The 22492-nt window shown below is 65.2% G+C and carries 14 protein-coding genes, 3 tRNA genes and 1 riboswitch; of the genes, 7 read left to right on the plus strand and 10 right to left on the minus strand.

Features of this window, described 5'->3' with window-relative positions; translation table 11 throughout:
* Position 1: 1 nt before the first annotated feature.
* The 7 genes from ispC to rpsB all read right to left on the minus strand — a co-directional run bounded on the left by ispC (position 2) and on the right by rpsB (position 5951).
* A complete protein-coding gene (gene ispC / locus N0K08_RS00740) occupies positions 2–1186 on the minus strand; it encodes a 1-deoxy-D-xylulose-5-phosphate reductoisomerase (protein WP_261498078.1) in 1185 nt (394 codons plus the stop codon).
* Positions 1183–2037, minus strand: a complete 855-nt coding sequence (locus N0K08_RS00745; protein ID WP_261498079.1) for a phosphatidate cytidylyltransferase — start codon at positions 2035–2037, stop codon at positions 1183–1185. Before N0K08_RS00745 ends, ispC begins: the two co-directional genes overlap by 4 nt.
* An 11-nt stretch (positions 2038–2048) precedes the next feature.
* The gene (gene uppS / locus N0K08_RS00750) at positions 2049–2768 is read right to left on the minus strand and encodes a polyprenyl diphosphate synthase (protein ID WP_261498080.1); all 720 of its coding nucleotides are present in this window, start codon (positions 2766–2768) and stop codon (positions 2049–2051) included.
* Between the two features lie 44 nt (positions 2769–2812).
* A complete protein-coding gene (gene frr / locus N0K08_RS00755) occupies positions 2813–3373 on the minus strand; it encodes a ribosome recycling factor (RefSeq protein ID WP_261498081.1) in 561 nt (186 codons plus the stop codon).
* 45 nt (positions 3374–3418) lie between these two features.
* Complete coding sequence (pyrH, locus tag N0K08_RS00760) at positions 3419–4141, minus strand: UMP kinase (RefSeq protein WP_261498082.1); 723 nt, start codon at positions 4139–4141, stop codon at positions 3419–3421.
* A 56-nt stretch (positions 4142–4197) separates the two neighbouring features.
* The gene (gene tsf / locus N0K08_RS00765) at positions 4198–5094 is read right to left on the minus strand and encodes a translation elongation factor Ts (RefSeq protein WP_261498083.1); all 897 of its coding nucleotides are present in this window, start codon (positions 5092–5094) and stop codon (positions 4198–4200) included.
* A gap of 104 nt (positions 5095–5198) precedes the next feature.
* On the minus strand, positions 5199–5951 hold the full coding sequence (gene rpsB, locus N0K08_RS00770; RefSeq protein WP_261498084.1) for a 30S ribosomal protein S2: 753 nt from the start codon (positions 5949–5951) through the stop codon (positions 5199–5201).
* 188 nt (positions 5952–6139) lie between these two features.
* Between rpsB and N0K08_RS00775 the strand changes: the two genes are divergently transcribed.
* Genes N0K08_RS00775 through N0K08_RS00785 form a run of 3 tightly spaced genes read left to right on the plus strand, consistent with a single transcriptional unit; the run spans position 6140 to position 10354 of the window.
* Positions 6140–7516, plus strand: coding sequence for an amidase (locus N0K08_RS00775; protein ID WP_261498085.1), 1377 nt, complete (start codon positions 6140–6142; stop codon positions 7514–7516).
* Between the two features lie 41 nt (positions 7517–7557).
* Positions 7558–8808 (plus strand): FAD-dependent oxidoreductase, encoded by a 1251-nt coding sequence (locus N0K08_RS00780; RefSeq protein WP_261498086.1) that lies wholly within the window; start codon positions 7558–7560, stop codon positions 8806–8808.
* 25 nt (positions 8809–8833) lie between these two features.
* On the plus strand, positions 8834–10354 hold the full coding sequence (locus N0K08_RS00785) for an NAD(P)H-hydrate dehydratase (protein WP_261498087.1): 1521 nt from the start codon (positions 8834–8836) through the stop codon (positions 10352–10354).
* 66 nt (positions 10355–10420) lie between these two features.
* On the opposite strand, the gene rnr is transcribed toward N0K08_RS00785, so the two are convergent.
* The gene (rnr, locus tag N0K08_RS00790) at positions 10421–12868 is read right to left on the minus strand and encodes a ribonuclease R (RefSeq protein ID WP_261498088.1); all 2448 of its coding nucleotides are present in this window, start codon (positions 12866–12868) and stop codon (positions 10421–10423) included.
* Positions 12869–12902: 34 nt separating this feature from the next.
* Here rnr and N0K08_RS00795 point away from each other — a divergent pair.
* From N0K08_RS00795 to N0K08_RS00805, 3 genes are all read left to right on the plus strand, one after another.
* Positions 12903–12987, plus strand: a tRNA-Leu gene (locus tag N0K08_RS00795).
* Between the two features lie 174 nt (positions 12988–13161).
* Positions 13162–13246, plus strand: a tRNA-Leu gene (locus tag N0K08_RS00800).
* 444 nt (positions 13247–13690) lie between these two features.
* A tRNA-Leu gene (locus N0K08_RS00805) sits at positions 13691–13775 on the plus strand.
* Positions 13776–13940: 165 nt separating this feature from the next.
* On the opposite strand, the gene N0K08_RS00810 is transcribed toward N0K08_RS00805, so the two are convergent.
* Both N0K08_RS00810 and N0K08_RS00815 read right to left on the minus strand, forming a co-directional pair.
* Complete coding sequence (locus N0K08_RS00810; protein WP_261498089.1) at positions 13941–16796, minus strand: DUF349 domain-containing protein; 2856 nt, start codon at positions 16794–16796, stop codon at positions 13941–13943.
* Positions 16797–16956: 160 nt separating this feature from the next.
* Positions 16957–20652 carry a DUF748 domain-containing protein gene (locus N0K08_RS00815; RefSeq protein ID WP_261498090.1) on the minus strand — a complete coding sequence of 1232 codons (3696 nt, stop codon included), beginning with the start codon at positions 20650–20652 and terminating at the stop codon, positions 16957–16959.
* 727 nt (positions 20653–21379) lie between these two features.
* Between N0K08_RS00815 and N0K08_RS00820 the strand changes: the two genes are divergently transcribed.
* Positions 21380–22222 carry a lytic transglycosylase domain-containing protein gene (locus tag N0K08_RS00820; RefSeq protein ID WP_261498091.1) on the plus strand — a complete coding sequence of 281 codons (843 nt, stop codon included), beginning with the start codon at positions 21380–21382 and terminating at the stop codon, positions 22220–22222.
* Positions 22223–22327: 105 nt separating this feature from the next.
* Positions 22328–22487: riboswitch (ZMP/ZTP riboswitch) on the plus strand.
* The last annotated feature ends 5 nt before the right edge of the window (positions 22488–22492 follow it).

The following is a 22492-nucleotide window of genomic DNA, read 5'->3' on the forward strand; positions in this document are numbered from 1 at the left end:
CTCAGGCCAGCGCCCAGCGCTCGACCGCTACGCGGGCAAAGACCCGGGCCTGGGCGTCCAGGGCCAGCAAATCTTCCAGCGATCCCGGAGCGCGCGGCAGCGGCATTTTTTCCAGCGTTTCAAGGTTGACCGCATGGATGCGGTCAAACGACAGACGCCGGTTGAGGAAAGCGTCCACCGCCACTTCATTGGCGGCATTGAGCACCGTGGTCGTGCCTTCGGTCGCGCGCAAAGCCTGCCACGACAGATGCAGTCCCGGAAAGCGCTGGGCATCGGCTTCTTCGAACGTCAGGGCCGCGAGCTTGGAGAAGTCCAGCATGGCCGCGCCGCTCACGATGCGCTCCGGCCAGGCCAGGCCGCAGGCAATCGGCACGCGCATGTCGGGCGTGCCCAGCTGGGCCAGCACCGAAGCGTCCTTGAACTGGACCATGGAGTGCACGATCTGCTGCGGGTGGATGACGACCTTGATCTGCTCGGGCGCCATGTCGAACAGCCAGCGGGCCTCGATGACTTCCAGCGCCTTGTTCATCATGGTCGCGGAATCAACGGAGATCTTGCGCCCCATGGAGAAATTGGGGTGGGCGCAGGCCTGTTCGGGTGTGATCTGCGACAGGCTGGCCGGGTCGCGCTGGCGAAACGGTCCGCCCGAAGCCGTCAGCAAAATGCTGTCCACGCGCGTCGCCCAGCTGCCGCGGTCTTCGGGCAGGCACTGGAAAATGGCCGAGTGTTCGCTGTCGATGGGCAGCAGCGTCGCGCCATGGCGCTTGACGGTGTCCATGAACAGCGCTCCGCCCACCACCAGCGCTTCCTTGTTGGCCAGCAGCAGGCGCTTGCCGGCGCGTGCCGCCGCCAGGCAGGGGCCCAGGCCCGCGGCACCGACGATGGCGCCCATGACCGCATCCACCTCTTCATGCGCGGCGATCCGATCGAGGGCATCCGGCGACTGCAAGACCTGCGTGGCCAGGCCGTTGGCCTGGATTTTTTCCGCCAGCGCGCGACCGTGCTCAGGGCTGGCCATGACCGCGAAGCGCGGCTGAAACTGCGCGCACTGGGCAAGCATCGCATCCACCTGGGTCGCGGCGCTCAAGGCGAACACTTCGTAGTCCTGCGGGTGGCGCGCCACCACGTCCAGCGTGCTGGTGCCAATCGAGCCGGTAGAGCCCAGGATAGTGAGTCGTTGTTTCATGGATGTACGAAAGAAGAAAGCATCATGGCCAGCGGCAGGGTCGGCAGCAGCGCATCGATGCGGTCCAGCACGCCGCCATGGCCGGGCAGCAGGCCGCTGCTGTCCTTGACGCCTACGCTGCGCTTGACCAGGGATTCGACAAGATCGCCGACCACGCTCATGGCCGCCATGAACACCACGGCCAGCAGCAGGAACCACAGGCCCTGGCGCGACAGCAGAGAGTAAAAACTGGCCACGCTCGCACCGAGCTGGCGGTCAGCCACCACCCAGATGCCAGCCAGCACCAGCACGCCCACCATGCCGCCCCAGACCCCTTCCCAGCTCTTGCCGGGGCTGATCGAAGGCGCAAGCTTGTTGCGCGTGAATCGCAGACCCCAGGTGCGGCCGGCGAAATAGGCGCCGATGTCCGCGACCCAGACCAGTACCAGCACGGACAGCAGGAAGTTGATGCCGATGCGGTGTGCCTGCACCACGGCCAGCCAGGCCAGCCACAGTACCAGCACGCCGCCGATCAGGCGCAGTGCCAGCGGCAAGCCACCCCAGGCGCCCACGCCGGCACGCAGCAAGGCCGCGGAAGCCAGCACCCACAGGCTGCCGCCGATGACCCACAACCAGGTCAGGGATTGATCAAGCCATCCCAGGGCCCAGGACAGGCCGCACAGGGCCACGCAGGCGCCGCCCAGGGCCAGGGCAGCCGATTGGCCCAGGCCTTGCATCCGGCCCCACTCCCAGGCTCCTGCAGCCATCAGCCCCAGGACCAGCAGCGCAAACGGCAGCGGGTCCGGATAGAACAATGCGGGAAGAAGAATTGCCAGCAGGACCAAGGCGGTGATGACACGCTGCTTGAGCATGATTCCCTTTCTCAGACCGGGATCTTTGCGGGAGCCGCCGGCTGAATTTGTGCAGAAGTTTTGCCAAAACGGCGCTCGCGGGCACCGTAGGCAGCGATGGCCTCGTCCAATGCCGCTTCATCGAAGTCGGGCCACAGGGCGGGGCTGAAAAACAGTTCCGAATAGGCCAGTTGCCACAGCAGGAAATTGCTGATGCGCATTTCTCCGCCGGTGCGGATCAGCAAATCGGGATCAGGCACATGGGCCATGCTCATGGCGGAGCCCAGGCTGTCCTCGGTAATGGCCACGCCCTCGGCGGCCAGACGGGCTGCGGCCTGGGCAATATCCCAGCGGCCGCCATAGTTGAAACAGACGTTGAAGACCAGCTTGGTGTTGTTCGCCGTCTCGCGCTCGGCGGCGTCCAAACCGGCGGCCACGCGCTCGGGCAGTGCCTGGCGATCGCCAACAAAACACACCCGCACGCCATCCTTGCCCAGTTGCACCACTTCCCGGCTCAGGGCCGAAGCGAGCAAGCTGATCAGCCCCGACACTTCGGCTTCGGGACGGCGCCAGTTTTCCGAAGAAAAGGCAAACACCGTCAGCACGGAAATGCCGCGGTCCACGCAGGCTTTGACGCAGCGGCGCAAAGACTTCACGCCTTGCGCATGTCCCGCCAGGCGGGGCATGTAACGCTGCTTGGCCCAGCGGCCGTTGCCATCCATGACGATGGCAACGTGGCGGGGTACAGTCAAATCAGTAGAGTTCTGCAAGGGGATATCTACAGCGACTGAACCAGTCAAACCGCCATGATCTCTTGTTCTTTGCCGGCAACCAGCGAATCGATTTCCACGATGCGGCGGTCGGTGACCTTTTGCACGTCGGATTCGGCGCGCTTTTGGTCGTCCTCGGACGCCAGCTTGTCCTTGACCAGGCGCTTGACGGCGTCGTTGGCATCGCGGCGCAGATTGCGGATCGCGATTTTTGCGCCTTCGGCTTCGTTGCGCGCGAGCTTGGTCATTTCCTTGCGGCGCTCTTCGCTCATGGGCGGCACGGGCACGCGGATCAGCTCACCCAGCGACGAGGGGTTCAGACCCAGATCGCTTTCACGGATGGCTTTTTCCACCTTGGCAGCCATGCTCTTTTCCCAGGGTTGCACACTCAGCGTGCGCGAATCCTGCAGGGACACGTTGGCCACTTGGGTCAACGGCACCATCGAACCGTAATATTCCACCTGGATGCTGTCGAGCATGCCGGCGCTGGCGCGTCCGGTGCGGATCTTGCCCAGATTGTTCTTGAAAGCCGTGATGGATTGCTCCATCTTGGTTTCCATGGTTTGTTTGATTTCTGCAATCGTCATGTCTATTCCTCGAAAACGGCAATGCGCCTGCGCGGCGCATGATTTTTAAGCGTACACCAAGGTACCTTCGTCTTCGCCCATGACCACGCGCAAAAGCGCCCCATGCTTGACGATGGAAAACACCCGTACAGGCAACTTCTGGTCGCGGCACAAGGCAAACGCGGTGGCATCCATGATGCCCAGGTTGCGGGAAATCGCTTCGTCAAAGCTGAGCTTGGTGTAGCGGGTTGCTGTCGGATCCTTGAACGGATCGGCCGTGTACACGCCATCCACCTTGGTGGCCTTGAGCACCACTTCGGCACCGATTTCAGCGCCGCGCAATGCAGCGGCGGTGTCGGTCGTGAAGAACGGATTGCCCGTGCCGGCGGCGAACACCACTACTTTGCCTTCTTCGAGGTACTGCAGCGCCTTGGGGCGCACGTAGGGCTCGACCACCTGCTCGATGGCAATGGCGGACATCACGCGGGCCGTGAGGCCCTGCTTGTCCATGGCATCAGCCAGGGCCAGGCCATTCATGACCGTGGCCAGCATTCCCATGTAATCCGCCGTGGCGCGGTCCATGCCGACAGAGCCGCCAGCCACGCCACGGAAAATATTTCCTCCCCCGATCACCACCGCCACCTGCACACCCACACGGGTGACAGCGGCGATTTCTTCCACCATACGCACTATCGTGGCACGGTTGATGCCAAAGGCATCGTCGCCCATGAGCGCCTCACCAGACAGCTTGAGCAAAATACGCTTGTGGGCTGGTGTTGCGTGGGTCATGAACAAATACTCCGTACGGTGAAAAAAGGAAACAGGGAAAAAAACAGTCGACGGATTTAAGCGCCAGCTTTGGCAGCTGCCACTTGGGCGGCGACTTCAGCAGCGAAGTCATCCACCTTCTTCTCAATGCCTTCACCAACCACGTACAGGGTGAAGCCCTTGATGGTGGTGTTGGTAGCCTTGAGCATTTGCTCGACGGTTTGCTTGCCGTCAGCAGCCTTCACGAAGACCTGGTTGAACAGCGAGACTTCCTTGAGGAACTTCTGCACCGAACCTTCAACCATCTTGGCGGCGATGTCAGCAGGCTTGCCCGACTCAGCGGCCTTGGCAGTTGCGACAACGCGTTCTTTTTCGATCAGCTCAGCCGACACGTCAGCGCTGGTCAGTGCGACGGGCTTCATGGCTGCAACGTGCATGGCCACATCCTTGGCTGCCGTAGCGTCGCCTTCGTACTCGACGATCACGCCGATGCGCGAGCCGTGCAGGTAGGAAGCCAGCTTGGTGCCGCTGAAACGCTTGAAGCGACGGAACGACATGTTCTCGCCGATCTTGCCGATCAGGCCGGCGCGCACGTCTTCCAGCGTGGGGCCGTAGGTGTCTTGCTCGTAGGGCAGTGCCGACAGGGCAGCCACATCGGCAGGGTTGTGCTCGGCCACCAGACGGGCAGCTGCATCGGCCAGGGCCAGGAAGCTGTCGTTCTTGGACACGAAGTCGGTTTCGCTGTTGACTTCGATCATGGCGCCCACGTCGCCATTGATGTAAGCCGCGACCACGCCTTCGGCGGTGATACGCGAAGCGGCCTTGCCAGCCTTGGTGCCCAGCTTGACGCGCAGCAGCTCTTCAGCCTTGACCAGGTCGCCGTCGGCTTCCGTCAGTGCCTTCTTGCATTCCATCATGGGGGCGTCGGTCTTGGCACGCAGTTCAGCCACCAGTTTTGCGGTAATAACAGCCATCTTATTTCTCCGATTTCAGTTCGATTCGTTACAAGGATTGAGGCTAAAAAAAGGGGGCTACCAGAGCCCCGCTTTTTTATCGCGACTCATCGCGTTGCCGGACTTTAGGCAGCCGACTCTTGCACTTCCACAAATTCGTCCGAGCCTTCAGCAGCCACGGCCTTGACCACGTCGTTGACGGCGTCAGCACGACCAGCCAGGATCGCGTCAGCGATGGCCTTGGCGTACAGCTCGACAGCCTTGGCCGAGTCGTCGTTACCAGGGATCACGTAGTCGATGCCTTCGGGGTTGTGGTTGGTGTCAACCACGCCGATCAGGGGGATGCCCAGCTTCTTGGCTTCGGCCACGGCAATCTTGTGGAAACCCACGTCGATCACGAAGATGGCGTCGGGCAGACCGTTCATGTCCTGGATGCCGCCGATGTCCTTTTCCAGCTTGATCAGTTCGCGAGCGAACATCAGCTGTTCCTTCTTGCTCATGCTTTCCAGACCGGCTTCTTGCTGGATCTTCATGTCCTTCAGACGCTTGATCGACGTCTTGACGGTCTTGAAGTTGGTCAGCATGCCGCCGAGCCAGCGCTGGTCGACGTAAGGCACGCCAGCACGTTGGGCTTCAGCAGCCACCGTGTCACGGGCCTGGCGCTTGGTACCGACCATCAGCACGGTACCGCGGTTGGCGGACAGCTGCTTGGCGAACTTTTGCGCTTCCTGGAGCATCGGCAGCGACTTTTCCAGGTTGATGATGTGAATCTTGTTGCGGTGACCGAAGATGAACGGGGCCATCTTGGGGTTCCAGAAGCGGGTTTGGTGACCGAAGTGAACACCGGCTTCCAGCATTTCGCGCATAGTAACGGACATGAGAATTCTCCAAAGGTTGGGTCTAAAATCCAGCCCGACATTTGCCCGTGAGGGCAACACCTTGAGGGGACTGGTTTGCTATTTGCTTTGCTGTAGCTGCTAGCGCACACTGCAACTGGTTCGCGAAAAACGCGCCCAGCGCAGCACGCCGCAAAGCAGCATTCAGTAAAGCCGAAAAATTCTACCACATGCACTCTGATCTTTGCTCCGCACTCACCAACGTGCGCAGCGGCGAATGCCGCGCCACCGACCTGCTCCAGGCCGCGATCGCCACGACGTCAACGCCTGCCTGCGACCATGTCTTCGCCCAGACGCTGTTCGACAGCGCCATGCAAAGCGCCGCCAGGGCCGCGCCGCAGTTGCCGCTGGCGGGACTCTCGGTCTCGGTCAAAGACCTTTTCGATCTCCAGGGCACACGCAGCGCCGCGAGTTCACGCGTGCTCGGCGATGCCCCTGTCGCCAGCCAGGACAGCCTGGCCGTGGCCCGCTTGCGTGCGGCTGGCGCGGCCTTCATTGGCCGCACCCACATGGTGGAATTCGCCTACTCGGGCGTGGGCGTCAATCCCCATTACGGCACGCCGGCCGCGCTGGACGCGCGCTTCGGCGCCCTGCCCGGCCCGGCGCGCGTGTGCGGGGGCTCTTCCTCGGGTGCGGGCGTCTCGGTGGCCAGCGGCGCGGCCTACGTGGGCCTGGGCTCGGACACGGGTGGCTCGATCCGCATTCCCGCGGCCCTCAACGGTCTGGTCGGCTTCAAGAGCACGGCCCGCCTGGTGCCCACGGACGGCACGATACCCTTGTCCACCACGCTGGACACGGCCTGCGCGCTGACCCGCAGCGTGCGCGATGCCATCCTGGTGCACGAAATTCTCGCCGCCCGCACGGTCACCCGCAGCCCCGTCGGCATCGCCGACTGGCGTCTGGCCGTGCCCCGCCGCCTGTTCCTGGACGAGATGGACCCCGCCGTGGCCCTGGCCTTCGAGCGCAGCCTGAGCCAGCTGCGCGCTGCCGGCGCCAAAATCGTCGACATCGACTTGCCGGAACTCGACACGCTGCTGCACATCCATGACCACGGCAGCTTCGCCGGCGCGGAAAGCTATGCCTGGCACCGGCCGCTGCTGGCCAAGGCCGACGCCCGGAACCTGCCCTACGACCCGCGCGTGCGCAGCCGCATCGAACGCGGCGCCCAGATGACGGCCGCGCACTACATCGATCTGCACCACGCGCGCAAGCGCTGGATCGCACAGATGGAGCAGGCGCTGGCCGGCTACGACGCCCTGCTGTCGCCCACCGTGCCGATTCTCGCGCCCCTGATGGCCGACGTCGCACCGGCGCAAGGCCAGGACAGCGCCCTGGATGCGCAGCGCGACGCGGCTTTCCAGCGCGCCAACACTTTGCTGCTGCGCAACACCAGCGTGGTCAACATGCTCGACGGCTGCGCGCTGTCACTGCCCTGCCACCAGCGCGGCGAGCTGCCCGTGGGCCTGATGGTCTGGCATGGCGCGCTGCATGACGATGCCGTGCTCGACATCAGTCTGCTGATCGAAGGCATACTCCAGTCGCCGTAGCTTCGCGCTGCGGGCTGGACCACCATCACTTCTACCCCCTCATGAATATTGCCATCGTGGGTGCCGGCGTCGCCGGCATCGCCACTGCGCACGCGCTTGCGCGCGACGGTCACGCCGTGACGGTCTATGACCAGCACAGCAGCGCCGCCGAAGGCGCGAGCTTCGCGCCCACGGGCTGGCTTGCGCCCGCCCTGCTACACCCCTGGAGCGCTCCAGGCCTGGCCCAGCCGCCCGGTCTGCGCAGCCGCCAATCCCAGTTGCGCATCGGCAGCGCGTTGAGCACGGCCGATCTTTCCTGGCTCTGGCGCTGGCGCCAGGCCGGCCGGCGCATACGCAAGGCGCCCGAGCAGTTGCACCCGGCGCTGGCCGCCGTCGAACGGCTGGCCCAGTACAGCCAGCAGCTGCGCGAAGGCGAATGGGCCGATGCCACCCAGGACATGCAGCGCCAGGCCGGCGCCATGGTGCTGCTGCGCACCGAAGCCGCCCTGGCCCAATTGCAGCCAGCCCTCAAGGTGCTCGCCGACGCCGGCGTGGCGGTGCAGCAGCTGGACCCGGCCCAGGCCCGCCAGCTCGAACCCGGCCTGTCCAGCCAGGCCACGCTGTTCGCCGCGCTGAACCTGCCCGCGGCCGAAACCGCCAACTGCCGTCTGTGGGTACAGCAGCAGCGCATGTCGGCGCAGCAACTGGGCGTGCAATTCGTGTTCGACGCCCGGGTCAGCCGACTGGGCCAGCAGGCCATGGGCGTGCAGCTGGCCGGCGAGTCCGGCATGCGCGCGCACCAGGCCGTGGTGGTCTGCGCGGGCGCGGCCAGCGCGCAGCTGCTGCGCCCACTGGGCCTGAAGCTGCCCGTGGTCCAGCTGGGCGGCTACACCGTGAGCGCACCGCTGCGCGAGCCCGCGCACGCGCCGCGCTGCGCCGTCGTCGACTGGGAACGGCAGATCAGCCTGGTGCGGCTGGGCCAGCGCGTGCGCGCCAGCGGCGGAGCCGACCTCGGCACTTCGGCGCAACACCATGCGCCCAGCCTGCAGCGCCTGTACCACGCGCTGAGCCACTGGTTTCCCGGCGGCATGCAGCCCTCGCAGGGCGTGCACGCCTGGCGCGGCACCCGCCTCATGACGCCCGACGGCGCGCCCGTGCTGGGTGCCAGCGGCCTGCCCGGCCTGTGGCTCAACCTGGGCCACGGCAACAACGGCGCAGCCATGGCCCATGGCTGCGGCCAGTTGCTGGCCGACCTGATCGCCCAGCGCGCGCCGGGGCTGGACACCACGGGACTGAACCTGCAACGCTTCTAGCACCGGTTCTCGATATGCTGGAGCCATGGAACGCATCAACTTTGATCAAGCCCAGGCCCTGCACAGCGTGGCCGCGACCCGTGCCATGGAGGCCGCCGCCGCCAGCAGCCTGCCCGCCCACGCCCTGATGCAGCGCGCAGGCGCAGCCTGCGCCCGGCTGGCCCTGGCGCTCGCGCCGCATGCGCGCCACGTCTGGATTGCCTGCGGCAGCGGCAACAATGGTGGCGACGGACTCGAAGCGGCAGCCTGGCTGCATCAGGCAGGCAAGAACGTCAGCGTGACCTGGCCGGGGGCGCCTGAAACCGCCCCGCCGGATGCGCACGCCGCCTGGCAACGCGCGGTCGCCGCCGGCGTGGTGTTTGCGCCCGGCCCGCCACCGGGCCTGGGCCCGCATGACCTGTGCATCGATGCCCTGCTGGGCATCGGCCTGCGCAGCCAGGCCGATGCGCCGCGCATGCCGCCCACCGCTTTGCACGCACTGCTGCGGCAACTGCGCACCAGCCCGGCCACCTTGCTGGCGGTGGACCTGCCTTCGGGCCTCGACGCCGACACCGGACAGTACGCCGCCGGTTTCGCCCCCGACGCCGAGGAAGCCGCAGCCAGCACCGCGCGCCACACCTTGAGCCTGTTGACACTCAAGCCCGGACTGTTCACGGCCCAGGGACGCGATGCCTGCGCCAGCCTGTGGCATGACGACTTGCAGTGCGGCGCTTTCGCGCCAGCGGCCACGGCCGAGCTCAGCGGTGGGCGGCAACCGGATGCGCGCAAAGCCCGCGCACCCCACGACAGCCACAAAGGCAGTTTTGGCGATGTGGCCGTGATCGGCGGCGAAGGCCTGCAGGCCCGCGGCATGGGCATGACGGGCGCCGCCTGGCTCGCGGCCAGCGCGGCCTTGCATGGCGGGGCCGGTCGGGTGATGGTGGCCCTGCTGGACGACGGCCAGACGCTGGCACCGCCCTGGCCCGAATTGATGCTGCGCCGCGTGGACGCGCTGGACTGGCCGCAAGTCACCGCCGTCTGCGGCTGCGGCGGCGGTGAAGCCGTGCGCGCCGTGCTGCCCACGGTGCTGGCCCAGGCCGCGCGCCTGGTGCTCGACGCCGACGGCCTCAATGCCGTGGCCAGCGACAACGCACTGGCCGCGGCCCTGCGCCAGCGCGCGCACGCCGGTCTGCCCACGGTGCTGACGCCGCACCCGCTGGAAGCCGCGCGCCTGCTCCAATGCACCGCAGCCCAGGTCCAGGCCGACCGGCTGGCCGCCGCCCAGGCACTGGCCGAGCGCTATGCCTGCAGCGTGGTGCTCAAAGGCTCGGGCTCCATCATCGCCACGCCCGGACAGCTGCCACGCATCAACCCCACGGGCAACGCGCGCCTGGCCACGGCCGGCACGGGCGATGTGCTGGCCGGCCTGATCGGCGCCCGCCTGGCCCAGGGCCTGGCGCCCCATGCGGCCGCCTGCAGCGCCGTGCTGGCCCATGGCGCGGCCGCCGACCATTGGCCCGACGACCGCAGTCTCACGGCCAGCGCCCTGGCGGCTTTCCTGCAGTAAATCCCCAAAAAAAACCCCCGCAGGACTGGCCTGCGGGGGCTTTTGTTCGCTCAAAACCTGGCCGGCTTAACGGCGTGGCTTGCGCTTGGGTTTGCCGCTGGGCTTGGGCTCGGCCGCGGCTTTGCGCACCGAGGCTTTCAAGCCTTCGATCGGCGACGGCGGCGGCAGGGTCGGCATCAGCAAGGAAGGCACGGAGCGCCGATCCTTGTCCTTGCGCCGCTTGGGTGCCGCACCCGCGTCCATGGCCTCATCGCTGTCGCGCTGGGCTGGCGCGGTAAGCACCGCGGCTTCGCCACCGGCCGGCGCCTGCGCGCTGTGCACCGGTGCATTGGTGCCGCGCTCCTCGCGCGGGGCACGCTCTTCACGCGCACCACGTTCTCCGCGTTCCTTGCGCGAACTGCGCGAGTCGCGCTGGTCACGCTTGCCGCCACCACCGCTGCGCGCAGGCTGGGCTTCCCCGCCCTCCTGCACCAGGCGGAAGTCGATGCGCCGACCGTCCAGGTCCACGCGGCTGACCTGCACATTCAGGCGCGAGCCCAAGGCATAGCGCACACCGGTGCGTTCACCGCGCAGTTCCTGGCGCAACTCGTCGAACTTGAAGTAGTCGCCGCCCAGCTCGGTGATATGCACCAGGCCTTCGACATACATCGCGTCCAGGGTCACGAAAATGCCGAAGGTGGTCACCGCCGTCACCGTGCCGGCGAATTCCTCGCCCAGGTGCTCGCGCATGTACTTGCACTTGAGCCAGGACTCGACATCGCGGCTGGCCTCGTCGGCGCGGCGCTCGTTGGCACTGCAATGCAGGCCCGCGGCCTCCCAGGCCAGCAGCTCGGCGCCACCAGCGCGCTTTTTCGGTGCCTGGTCGGGCGCGCTCACGCGGTTGGCCAGGCGCTTGGCCAGCTTGGCATGGGCTTCACCGGGCGTGGGCAGGACGGGCAGGCGGTAGCGCTTGCCTTCCAGCTCGGACTTGATCACGCGGTGCACCAGCAAATCGGGGTAGCGGCGGATCGGGCTGGTGAAGTGGGTATAGGCCTGGAACGCCAGACCGAAATGGCCTTCGTTCACCGGCGTGTAGATCGCCTGCATCATCGAGCGCAGCAGCATGGTGTGGATCTGCGGCGCGTCGGGCCGGTCCTTGGTCGCCTGGGCGATCGCCTGGAACTCGGCGGGCTTGGGGTCGTCGCTGATCGACATGCCCACGGCCATGGCCTTGAGGTAGTTGCGCAGCACTTCCTTCTTTTCCGCCGACGGGCTGTCGTGTACCCGGAACAGGCCGTTCTGGTCGCTTTGCTCGATGAAGTCGGCGCTGCAGACGTTCGCGGCCAGCATGGCCTCTTCAATCAGCTTGTGCGCCACATTGCGCGTGCGCGGAATGATTTTCTCGATGCGGCCGTTGTCGTCGCAGACGATTTGCGTCTCGGTGGTCTCGAAATCAACCGCTCCGCGCGCCTGGCGCGCCTTGAGCAGCGACTGGTAGACGCCGTGCAGGTTCAGCAGATCGGGCACGCGTGCGCTGCGGCGCTGGGCTTCGGGGCCGCGCGTATTCGACAGGATGGCAGCGACTTCGGTATAGGTGAAGCGCGCATGGCTGTGCATGACGGCCGGGTAGAACTGATAGGCGTGGATTTCACCCTTGGCCGTGATCAGCATGTCGCAGACCATGCACAGACGGTCGACGTCGGGGTTGAGCGAGCACAGGCCGTTGCTCAACTTCTCGGGCAGCATGGGAATCACGCGGCGCGGGAAATACACGCTGGTCGCGCGGTCGTAGGCATCGACGTCGATGGCACTGCCGGTGCGCACATAGTGGCTCACATCGGCAATCGCCACCAGCAGGCGCCAGCCCTTGCTGCGCCCCACCTTGGCCGGCTCGCAATACACCGCATCGTCGAAGTCGCGCGCGTCTTCGCCGTCGATGGTCACCAGCGGCACATCGGTCAGGTCGATGCGCAGCTTGCGGTCGATGGCCCGGACCTTGTCCGGCAACCCCTTGGCCTGCTCCAGGCACTCGGGGGAGAATTCGTGCGGCATATCGTACTTGCGCACCGCGATCTCGATTTCCATGCCGGCGTCGTCCACTTCACCGAGGACTTCGGTGATGCGGCCCACGGGCTGGCCGAACAGCGCAGGCGCTTCGGTCAGCTCGGCCACTACCACCTGGCCGGCCTTGGCCGTGCCCGTGGCGTTCGCAGGAATCAGCACGTCCTGGCCGTAGCGCTTGTCTTCAGGCGCCACCAGCCACACGCCGCTTTCCTGCAGCAGTCGACCGATGATGGTCTTGGTCGGACGTTCGATGATTTCGGTCACGCGACCTTCGGGGCGTCCACGGCGGTCATGACGCACCACAAGCACCTTGACACGGTCCTTGTGCAGCACGGCACGCATTTCATTGGCCGGGATGTAGATGTCTTTTTCACCGTCATCGCGCACCACGTAACCATGGCCGTCGCGATGCCCCTGCACGCTGCCTTCGATTTCATCGGTCGCGTTGGCAGAGTTTGTGCTGAGGTTCATTTTTTTGCTATACAATGTTGATCTTTCCTGAGATGCCCAGGTGGCGGAATTGGTAGACGCACTAGTTTCAGGTACTAGCGAGTAACATCGTGGAGGTTCGAGTCCTCTCCTGGGCACCAAGTTTAACGAGAACCTGAAAAGGTTTTTGAAAAATTCAGGACTACTGCTACCTCAGTGGTCTTTTTATTGTGCGATGCGACAGAGTTTGCATCGCAAGTTTCAGGAAATAAATATTTTTGGAAACTTTGAAAAACGCAGGATTTTTTGCTGCATAATTCAAATCTTTCCTGAAAGCCCAGATGGCGGAATTGGTAGACGCACTAGTTTCAGGTACTAGCGAGTAACATCGTGGAGGTTCGAGTCCTCTTCTGGGCACCAAATTTAAAAGGCCGTTGCAACTGCAACGGCCTTTTTCTTTTTCCGCATCGAAAAGCCGTATTGCACGCAAAAGGCACGGCCCCAAAAGACCGTGGCAGGCCCCATGCCTGGCGGTGAAGACAAGAAGCTCCATTCACCTTGTCGCCAAAAGATGAATGGACACATCCACCGCACGGATTTCCGGACAGGCCTGGGCAGCCTTCCAGGTGCCGCCCGCACCCCCCTGCAGCGCTCACAGCCCCCATCCACCCCATACCGGGCGCCCAAGGGCCTTGCAGACCCGAAGACAGGCCAGCACCACCATGCCCCCCGCCCCGCCGAAGATCAGCAGCAAAACACCATAGACACTCCGCATTTCGCCCTAAAAACGCCCTGCAAAGAAAATTTTCACGTTTTCCCTTTTTGACCCAAAAACGCCCCCTATAATTCAATCTTTCCTGAAATGCCCAGGTGGCGGAATTGGTAGACGCACTAGTTTCAGGTACTAGCGAGTAACATCGTGGAGGTTCGAGTCCTCTCCTGGGCACCAAATTTAAAAGGCCGTTGCAACTGCAACGGCCTTTTTCTTTTTCCGAACGCATTTCACCCCGCAACGCTCTTTCGCCCTGCTCGGCCACCGGTGCCACGCCCATAAAAAAAGCCACTCCGAGGAGTGGCTTTTGCGTGGCGGCGGCCAAGCCGCCAGCCGCAGACCTTACTTGCGCAGCAAGGCCTTGAGTGCGTTCTGCAGGCGACGGGCGCTGGCGTCGTCGCGGGCGCTGGCCAGCACGCGGGCAGCATCCTGACCCCAGGTCTCTGCAGGCGAAGGATCGTTGCGGCGCGTCAGCAGTTGCAGCTGCAAAGTGCGGCGGGCCGTGATCTGCTCGGCGGGCGTGGGCACGTCGGCAGCCATTTCCAGGCGCAGCAGGGCTTCGCCGGCATCACCAGCCACGGGAGCCGACAAGGACTTGGCCCAGGCGCTGCGCACCTGTGGCGTGACGCGGCCGCCGAGTTCCTGGGTACCAGGCAACTGCTCGGCATCGCGCTTTTCCCAGGCGTTGAGCAACTGGGTCAAGGCTTCGCCATGGGCTTGCACGGCGAGCTTGCGCAGCGCCATCTGGGCATGTTCCAGGGCATCGCGCTGGGCACGGAAAGCCGGATCCGCCAGACGCGGGCCGCGGTCTTCGCGCATGGGGCGATCATTGCGTTCGCCGAAGCGGCCAGCACGGTCACCGCCACCAGGACGGCCATCGCGGCTGCCTGGGCCGTCACGGCGCTCGCCGGGGCGGCCAGGGCGACCCGTGGCTGCAGGCGCTTCCTTCTTCATGCCAGGGCGGTCATCACCGCGCACGGCCACCACGGGCTTGACGGCCACGGGCTTGGGTGCAGCAGCGCCTTCCTCATCGGCGGCAGCAGGCTGTGCATCGGCCTTGGCCACGGATTCCTGGGCCTGGGCCTGGCTGCGCAAACCGGCTTCCAGTGCCGCCATGGCGGTACGGATCTGCTGGGCATCACCGCTGGCATTGGCATCTTCCAGGGCCTTGGACGCTTCCAGCACGCGACGGTCGTGTTCGCTCAGCTCTACCTGGCTGCGGCTGTTGCGCTCGCCGCCCTTGCGGTTGAAAGCGTCGTCCAGCGGCTTGCGGAATGCATCCCACAGCTTTTGTTCATGCTTGCGGTCCAGGGGCACGGCTTGTGCCTCGGCCTGCCAGCGCTGCTGCAAGGCCTTGACGGCGTCGATGCGCAGCGAAACGGCTTCGCCCAAGGCCACGGCCTCGTCGATCATGGCGTGGCGGCGTGCCAGGCTGGCCTTTTGCGCGGCATGCAAAGGCGCTTCCGCGGCCGTGATGGCCTGCTTCCACAAAGGCTGGAGTTCGGCAAACATCTTCTCGCCGACATGGCCGCCATCGCGCCAGCGCTCGCCGAACTGGCGCAGGCTGCGGGCCATGGTTTTCCAGTCCTGCGACGCCTGTGCTGCCTGCTCGGCAGTCCAGGCCTTGACTTCTTCGATCAGCTGTACGCGCTGGGCCTTGTTGTTGGCCGCTTCGCTGCGCACGCGGTCCAGCCAGGCTTCGACCACCTTGTGCGCGGCATTGCAGGCTTCATCAAAACGCTTCCACAGCGCATGGTTGGCCGCGGCACCTTGATCGGCCTGCTTCCACTGCTCGCGCAGGGTACGCAGCGATTCCTGCATCTTGCGTCCACCCAGGGCCTGGCCGTCGGGACGGTTGAGCAGGGCTTCGGCCTGGCTCACCAGATCTTCACGCACGGAGTCGGCTTTCCAGCCTTGCCAGCCTTGGGCATCACCGGCTTGCAGCAAGGCGGCATTGACTTCAGCACCCAGTGCCTGGTCGATATGACGGCCTTGCTGCTTGAGCACGGCACGCAATTGCGCCAGCGCCTTGGCCACGCGCTTGTTGCCATCGGCAGCCACGGGGGCTTCTTCGGCCACGGCTGCTTCAGCAACCACGGGCGCTTCGGCTTCAGCCGGTGCATCGCTGGCCGCTATTTCAGCGGTGGCGACTTCCACGGCGGCATCCGCGGCTGGGGCAGCAGCGGCTTCGGGCACCACTTCAACGGCGGCCTCGGCAGCAGCCACGGGGGCTTGCGCAGCGGCCTTGCCGGTCAGCGCCACCAACTGGGCGAGCGCCTGGCGCACGGCCTGCACGCCCGCTTCGATCACTTCGGGAGCGACCTTGGGCGCAGCCTTGGCAACGGGCTTGGCACGGGGAGCTGCCACGGGCATGACTGGAGCAGCCGTCTTGGCAGCCACCGCGGCGGCTTCCGTGGGCAGGCCACGGGCTACGCGCAGTTCGTCGGCCCAGACGGGCACGGGTGGCAAGGCGGCTTGCTCGTCTTGCGCGGCCGCTTGCGTCAGGGCCAGCGCCGATTGGAATGCGTCCCAGACCACCAGCAGCTGGGTGCGCGAATTCTCGAGCTGGGGCGGGAACTTGGCGTCCACGCTGACCCAGTTGGCATCGCCGGTCAATTCATCGGCCTGGGCTTGCCAGTGCGCCACGTCGGCGCTCAGCGCTTCGAGGGCCGCCAGGGCATCGCGCCAAGGCTTGGTCGACAGCACTTCGATGCGCTGGGCCAGCAGCACGGCCGCTTCACGCTGCACCTGCACGCGGTGCTGCAGGTCTTCGATCACCTTGACGCGTTCGGCCAACTGGCCCTTGAACACCGACAGGGGCTCGCGCGACAAAGGCGCACCGGCCTTGGCGGCTTCACGCTGCCAGGCCATGGCATCGGCAATGTTCAGCGTCGAGGCAGCCAGCAGCTGCTGGGCCTTTTCAGCCCATTCGACGCCGATCTTTTCCTGGGTTTCCAGGCGACGGATTTCATCGAGGCGTTCGCGCACGGCACGTGCCGCGCTCTTGTCGCGCACGCTGAGTTCCTTGAACACTTCCTGCAATTGGTCATGGGAAGGCTGGGTCACCAGCCAGTCCCGGATACGCGAAGCACGTTCACCCGAGGTTTCTGCGGAAAACGCGCCGCCGGTCAGCGCATCAAGAGGATGCGTTTCAGAGGTCTTGGCCAGGGCCGGGTTCACTTCAGGGGCTTCGGACATGTTGCTACGAGGAGAAAGAGAGGACATTGTTCAATGGAATAGGCCCTTGGCCGCCCCGGAGGGCAGCCAAAAGGCCTGTGCTGCACCACCAACCCGGAGGCCGGTACTGCAGAGAGTAAAGAGGTATTTTCGCTGTTATTTGCGCAGAGCCCAAACTGATTCACCGCACGGCCAGATTCAACCGGGCCTGCGGCTTCCAATCCGGCCCCGCCGATGGCTGTACCGGGGCCCCCAGAAACAAACGTTCCAGAGGCAACTGCTGCGCCGCCAGGTAGTCGCGCACCACCACCCCGCGCGCCAGAGCCAGTTCATGCATCGCATTGTCAGGCACAGGGATATGCGCAAGCAACAGGGTTTGCATTTCGCTGTCGGGAAGATCCTTGGCCAAGCCTAACAGGTTGCGCGGCTTGGTCATGTCCGCGCGGCGGTAAACCGCCTTGAGCAACTCAGGTGCTTCGGCCGCAGCCACGGCCGTGACGCTGTCCGCGGCCTGCCCGGCGCGCAGTGCCTTGCGGCGTTTTTCCGCGAGCAACAGTTGCTGCAGTTGCTCCTGCTTCCAGCCCGCACGCTCGATTTCCAGCGAAGCTTCACCGACCACGGTCATCTGCAGCGCAGGGCGTTCCTGCAAGGCCTTGGCGATCTTGTCCAGGCTTTGTCGGCCGGCGGCATCGAGCTGCGCGCTGCCCGGCGCGAACACCACGGCCCCGCCGCTGTCGGCCTCGCCGCCAAACGCTCCGGACAGCAAGGCGAAAGGCGCGGTGACCGCCTTCATGATGAGATTGCCGATGATCTTGAAAATCACCGGCGCCAGGCGGAACTGCGGGTCATTGAGCGAGCCGCTGATCGGCAGGTCCAGGTCGATCACGCCATTGCGGTCGGCGAGCAGGGCCGTGGCCAGCCTCACCGGCAAGCTGGCGGGGGCGCCATCCACCGACTCGCCGAAGGTCAGCTGGTTGAGCACCAGCTTGTTGCTCGCCGTGAGCTGTCCGTCGGGCTGCACCTTGTAGTTCACATCCATGGACAGCTTGCCGCGCTCGATGCCGTGGCCTGCATATTTGATGGAATAGGGCGACAGCGGCGACAGCTCCAGATCGCTCATGCGCGCCGTGATGTCCAGGGCCAGAGGTTTGACCAGCGGGTTGAGTTGACCCAGGATTTCCAGATTGGCCGTGCCCTGGGCGCGGCCGCGCAGCTCCAGATCGGCCATCTGCGGCGCCTGCCCCTCGGCTGCCGGCACGGAGGAAAAGGCACTGAGCCGTCCGGCCAGCGCACTGAGGTCGGCCGAGTAATTGGGCTTGACGAAGTAATCCGAAAAAGCCACCGTGCCGCCCGTCAGCACCACGGGCCCGATATGCACCACGGCCGCCGGCCCGGGAGCGGGCACCGGCGCCACCACTTCGGCCACCGCGGGAGCGGCCCCCGTGGGAGCGGCCGTAGCCGCCGCGTCCGCGGCCTCCTCGGCCTGCGCCTGGCGCGACTTCACCAGGTCCTGCAAATTGATGCGGCCATTGCTTTGCACGATCACCCGTGCATAGAAGTCGCTGAGCGCGGTGTCATGCACCCGCAGCTGCGTGGCGGCGCCAGGCGCCATGGCCAGATCCAGGCCGCGCAGCGCCAGTACTTTCCAGTGCAGCAGATCTTCCCCACCCGTCAGCGACTGCAGGGCCGGTGTGGCAGCCGCCACCGCCTTCACGCCCTGCCCGGCTTCGGCCGCATCCCGCACGGCCCGCACGCGCAAGTCGTTGAGCTGCGCATCGCCCTGCACCGACAGGCGCGGGCCGCCGCGTGCATCTTCATAGCGCACGCGTCCCGCGAAACCGCCATCGGCGCGCAGCACGCGCACATTCAGCAGGTCCGCCACATAGGGCTCGAAAGCGTGCAGGGGCAGGTCCCTGGCCTTGACCGCCCCCTGGGCCGCCAGCGGCGCCAGGCGCAGGCTGCCGTCATAGGACAGGCTGCCGGCCTGCGCGCGCCGGCCGCTGGCCAGGCGGGTGGACAGCTGTACCGCCGACGCCTTGGCCGCGGTCGCCAGGGGAGCGAAATCGCGGATGCGCAGCTTCAGATCGCTGGCCTGCAATTGCACCGGACGCACCGGCAAGGCATCGAGAAAGTTCACCTGGCCACCATCGACGGCCAGGTTGTCGAGCAGCACGCCCCAGGGACGCGACGGGCCAGCCTTAGGGGCAGCCGGCCGGGACGAGGTCACCATCCAGGGCTCGTGCATCCAATGGCCCTTGGCATTGCGTTGCACACTGAGCACGGGCTGATCCAGCGTCAAGCTGCCAATGCGCAGTTGCTGCGACTGCAAATGGATATCCGTGTCTTCCAGCAAGACCTGACGGATGCGCGCAGGCGCGGCACTGTCCTGTACGGCCAGGCCGTCGAGCGCCAGGCGCGCCAACTTGATCACCGTGGCATCACCATGCCAGGCCAGGCCGAGCTGGGCCGTCACCAGGCCCTGTACACCGGGCTTGAAGTGGGTAGATAGATAGGGCGCGCCCAGTGCCAGGGGCACGGAGGCGAGCTGTACGCCAACCTGGCCCTCGCCGGCCGTGGTCTGGCCGCTGAAAGCCAGCACGCCAGGCGCTGCGCTGCCCTTGGCGGCAGACGCCGAAGCCAGGGTCATGCGCCCGTCGAAGTGCAGCGGCTGCTTGAGCGGCAGCGCGATGGCACTGGCCTGCAAGCCTATATCCGCGAGCAGCAGGTGCGCGCCCTGCGTGCCAGCGTCGGCGGATTGGTCACGCCACTCGGCCCGGCCCTGTTCCAGCTTCACCTGCGCCACCTCGACCCGCCATGGCGGCGCGGCCGACGCCGGCTGGGCTTCGGCCGTCTTGCCGCCGCCCGCCAGGGCCAGCCAGTTGATCGCACCCTGGGCATCGCGGCGCGCGAACACCTGCGGCCGGGTCAGCACCACGGAATCCAGCAGCACCTGCTGGCGCAGCGGCTGGACATCGCGCAGCTGCACCGCCAGGCGTTCGAATTGCAGCAACTCCTGGCCGCCACCATCGCGCAGCTGCGCCTGGTTCAGTGCCACCTGCCCGCGCACATGCACCTGGGCCTGGTCGGCCTGCTCGAATTTGATCTCGAGGTCTGCGTCCAGCACGCCCGCGGCGAGCTGCACCGGCAGCGACTTGGGTATATAGCCCAGATAGTTCGCCAGATCCAGCCCCTTGAACGCCAGCCGCAGGTCGGTGGCATGGGTTTCCAGGAAAGGCGTGCTGTGCGCCGACGAGTCGAAAGCGCTGCCATTGAGCTCAAACGCCAGGTGCGGCTGCACCACCACTTTTTGCTGGGAAGCAAGATTGCTCAGGAAAGGCAGGCTCAGCGCCAGCCCACGCAGCTGGTGCGTACGCTCCACGGTGGCGTCGCGAAAATCCACGGCGCCGTCCTTGACGGCAATGTTGTAGAGCGCAAAGCGCGGCGGTGCCGAAGGCTCCTCGGGCTTGGCCTGTTCGGCCAGGCGCTGCAGGATATCGTCCACGTCGTAGTGACCGGCACTGGTCTGCGCCAGATGCAGCACCGGTGTGTCCACTTCGATGGCATTGAGCACCGGGGCCAGGCGCACCAGGGACTGCAGCTCGGCATCCAGGTACACATGCTCAATAGTGAGCAGCGGCTGCTCGGCGCCAGGCAGGCCGGCGATACGCAGATCACGCAAGGACAACTCCAGCGTCCAGGGCTTGAAGTCCACGGCGCCCAGCGTCACCTCGCGGCCGAGTTTCTCCGCGCCCAGGCGCTGGATCTGGCTCTTGAGCACCGCCGGCACCGCCAGCCAGGCCACCAGCCACAGGGCCAACAAGACCAGCAAGGCCACCGCGGCATGCCGCAAGACCCGTTTTTTGTTCGGAAATTTCATGGACGCCCAGAGCCTTTGCTTGGCGCAGGCTGATTTGCTGCGCAGGCGCCATTGCACCAGAAAAGCTTGGTGAGCAAAAGTAAGAGATTTACAAATGGAACGCCGGGCCGCAAATAGAAAGCCCGGTCAGCGGCAGAACCGATGACCGGGCTTTACGGCAGGCTCCAAGTCCTATGCCGTGGGGATTGCAACCTGGAGAGGATGGTCCTGGTTGCGTGGAAGCATCGATTGCTCCCTGGAGGCCTTGGAGACAGCCTATGGACAGGAACTGGCAGGTCTAGGTGCCGTTCCGCCTTTCAGCGCTCTTCCAGCAGTCAACTGCCATGGCAGTCAACCGCAGGTTAATCCAGTCGCAGCGCAGCAATCCAATGAGTTTTTGCAATGAATTGACTCTATTGATAGCTTTAAAAAAACCTATCGATCGGCGGCGTTCGCGCAGGACGAAACGCCAAAAAACTGTGCGTCTATACAGGTTTTAATATTCCTTTTATGTCTAACAGATATTTTTAATAGTATTGACTTGGCATTAGGTGCACTTCTAGAATCCGCCATCGTCCAAAAAACGGACCCTCTCTTCGCTGCAGCTAGCTGGTCAAGCCATTCTCCTCAGGCCATATCCAGCACCCGTTTCTGGGATTGCAGCGCGCCAATCTAGGTGGTCACCCTCCCGCACCGCGCCCTCCACGGGCCTGCACTACCGGGGTGATGCCTCTTGAAAGGAATCAATATGCCTTCTGCATCCGCAAAAGCATTTTCCGGAGTGCGTACATTTGCCTCCGACGTGACCGACGGCTTTCTCGCCATCACCCATAACGGCTTCGCACTGCTGGGTCTGGCTGTGGCCTTCCTCGCCATCACGCTGTTCGCCCGCCCCGACCTGCGCCACACCGGCGAAGCCCAACTGCGCGACTGGCTGCAAGCGCGCCAGGTCGCCATGGCCCCCGCGGTCGACATGCCTTCCGAGCCCACCGCCATTGAGCGTGCCACGGCCACCAACCCCAAGGAGCTGCCCAACGAGCAGGCCGCGGTGGCTTTCTGGCTCAGCAAGAAATACCGGGTCGCGCCCGAGCCCCTGGCGGCACTGGTCTCCGAAGCCTATGCGCTGGGCAAGAGCAACCAGATTGACCCGACCCTGATTCTGGCCATCATGGCCATCGAATCCAGCTTCAACCCCTTTGCCCAGAGTTCGGTCGGCGCCCAGGGCCTGATGCAGGTCATGACCAGCGTGCACACCGACAAGTACGAGAATTTCGGCGGCAAGCTGGCCGCGTTCGACCCGGTGAGCAATCTGCGCGTAGGCGTCAAGGTGCTCAAGGACGCCATCGCACGTGCGGGCTCGGTCGAAGGCGGTCTGCGCCACTATGTCGGCGCCGCCAACCTGCCCAACGACGGTGGCTACGCCGCCAAGGTGCTGGCCGAACACAACCGCCTGCGCCAGGCCGCCGGCCTGCGCCCAACACCTGCCGCGCCAAGCCAGCCCCTGCTCACGGCCAAGCAAACCGTCCCGGCGACCACCGCCGCGGCCCCTGTCGCCAGCGCCGAACAGGTGGCGCTCAATACCAACCTTTGATCCACTGCCCCCTCGGCTGGGGCTCGCCGGTGGCATGGGCTGCGGCACAGACCCCAACCCGCGCGTGCCCTCTTGGCTGCGTAGGCCATTCGGCTCAGCTACACTAGCAGGGTACGCAACTGGCGATAGGCGTGGTCCAGGAAGGTTGAAAAACCGGGCCACCGCTGACGTGGAAACCAGCAGATGCTTGCCGTCTGTGAACCACTGGGGAGCGTACCGCCCAGGCAAAGCCTGAAGCGTTCCGCCGTTCGCCTGGGCAGCCCTTGGCCT

This window comes from Acidovorax bellezanensis (assembly GCF_025421555.1).
GTDB classification, from domain to species: domain Bacteria; phylum Pseudomonadota; class Gammaproteobacteria; order Burkholderiales; family Burkholderiaceae_C; genus Comamonas; species Comamonas bellezanensis.

Coding starts and splice junctions, on each gene's coding strand:
- ispC (WP_261498078.1), bottom strand. CDS start 1,186: ATGAAACAACGACTCACTATCCTGGGCTCTACCGGCTCGATTGGCACC.
- N0K08_RS00745 (WP_261498079.1), bottom strand. CDS start 2,037: ATGCTCAAGCAGCGTGTCATCACCGCCTTGGTCCTGCTGGCAATTCTT.
- frr (WP_261498081.1), bottom strand. CDS start 3,373: ATGACGATTGCAGAAATCAAACAAACCATGGAAACCAAGATGGAGCAA.
- pyrH (WP_261498082.1), bottom strand. CDS start 4,141: ATGACCCACGCAACACCAGCCCACAAGCGTATTTTGCTCAAGCTGTCT.
- tsf (WP_261498083.1), bottom strand. CDS start 5,094: ATGGCTGTTATTACCGCAAAACTGGTGGCTGAACTGCGTGCCAAGACC.
- rpsB (WP_261498084.1), bottom strand. CDS start 5,951: ATGTCCGTTACTATGCGCGAAATGCTGGAAGCCGGTGTTCACTTCGGT.
- N0K08_RS00775 (WP_261498085.1), top strand. CDS start 6,140: ATGCACTCTGATCTTTGCTCCGCACTCACCAACGTGCGCAGCGGCGAA.
- N0K08_RS00780 (WP_261498086.1), top strand. CDS start 7,558: ATGAATATTGCCATCGTGGGTGCCGGCGTCGCCGGCATCGCCACTGCG.
- N0K08_RS00785 (WP_261498087.1), top strand. CDS start 8,834: ATGGAACGCATCAACTTTGATCAAGCCCAGGCCCTGCACAGCGTGGCC.
- rnr (WP_261498088.1), bottom strand. CDS start 12,868: ATGAACCTCAGCACAAACTCTGCCAACGCGACCGATGAAATCGAAGGC.
- N0K08_RS00810 (WP_261498089.1), bottom strand. CDS start 16,796: ATGTCCGAAGCCCCTGAAGTGAACCCGGCCCTGGCCAAGACCTCTGAA.
- N0K08_RS00815 (WP_261498090.1), bottom strand. CDS start 20,652: ATGAAATTTCCGAACAAAAAACGGGTCTTGCGGCATGCCGCGGTGGCC.
- N0K08_RS00820 (WP_261498091.1), top strand. CDS start 21,380: ATGCCTTCTGCATCCGCAAAAGCATTTTCCGGAGTGCGTACATTTGCC.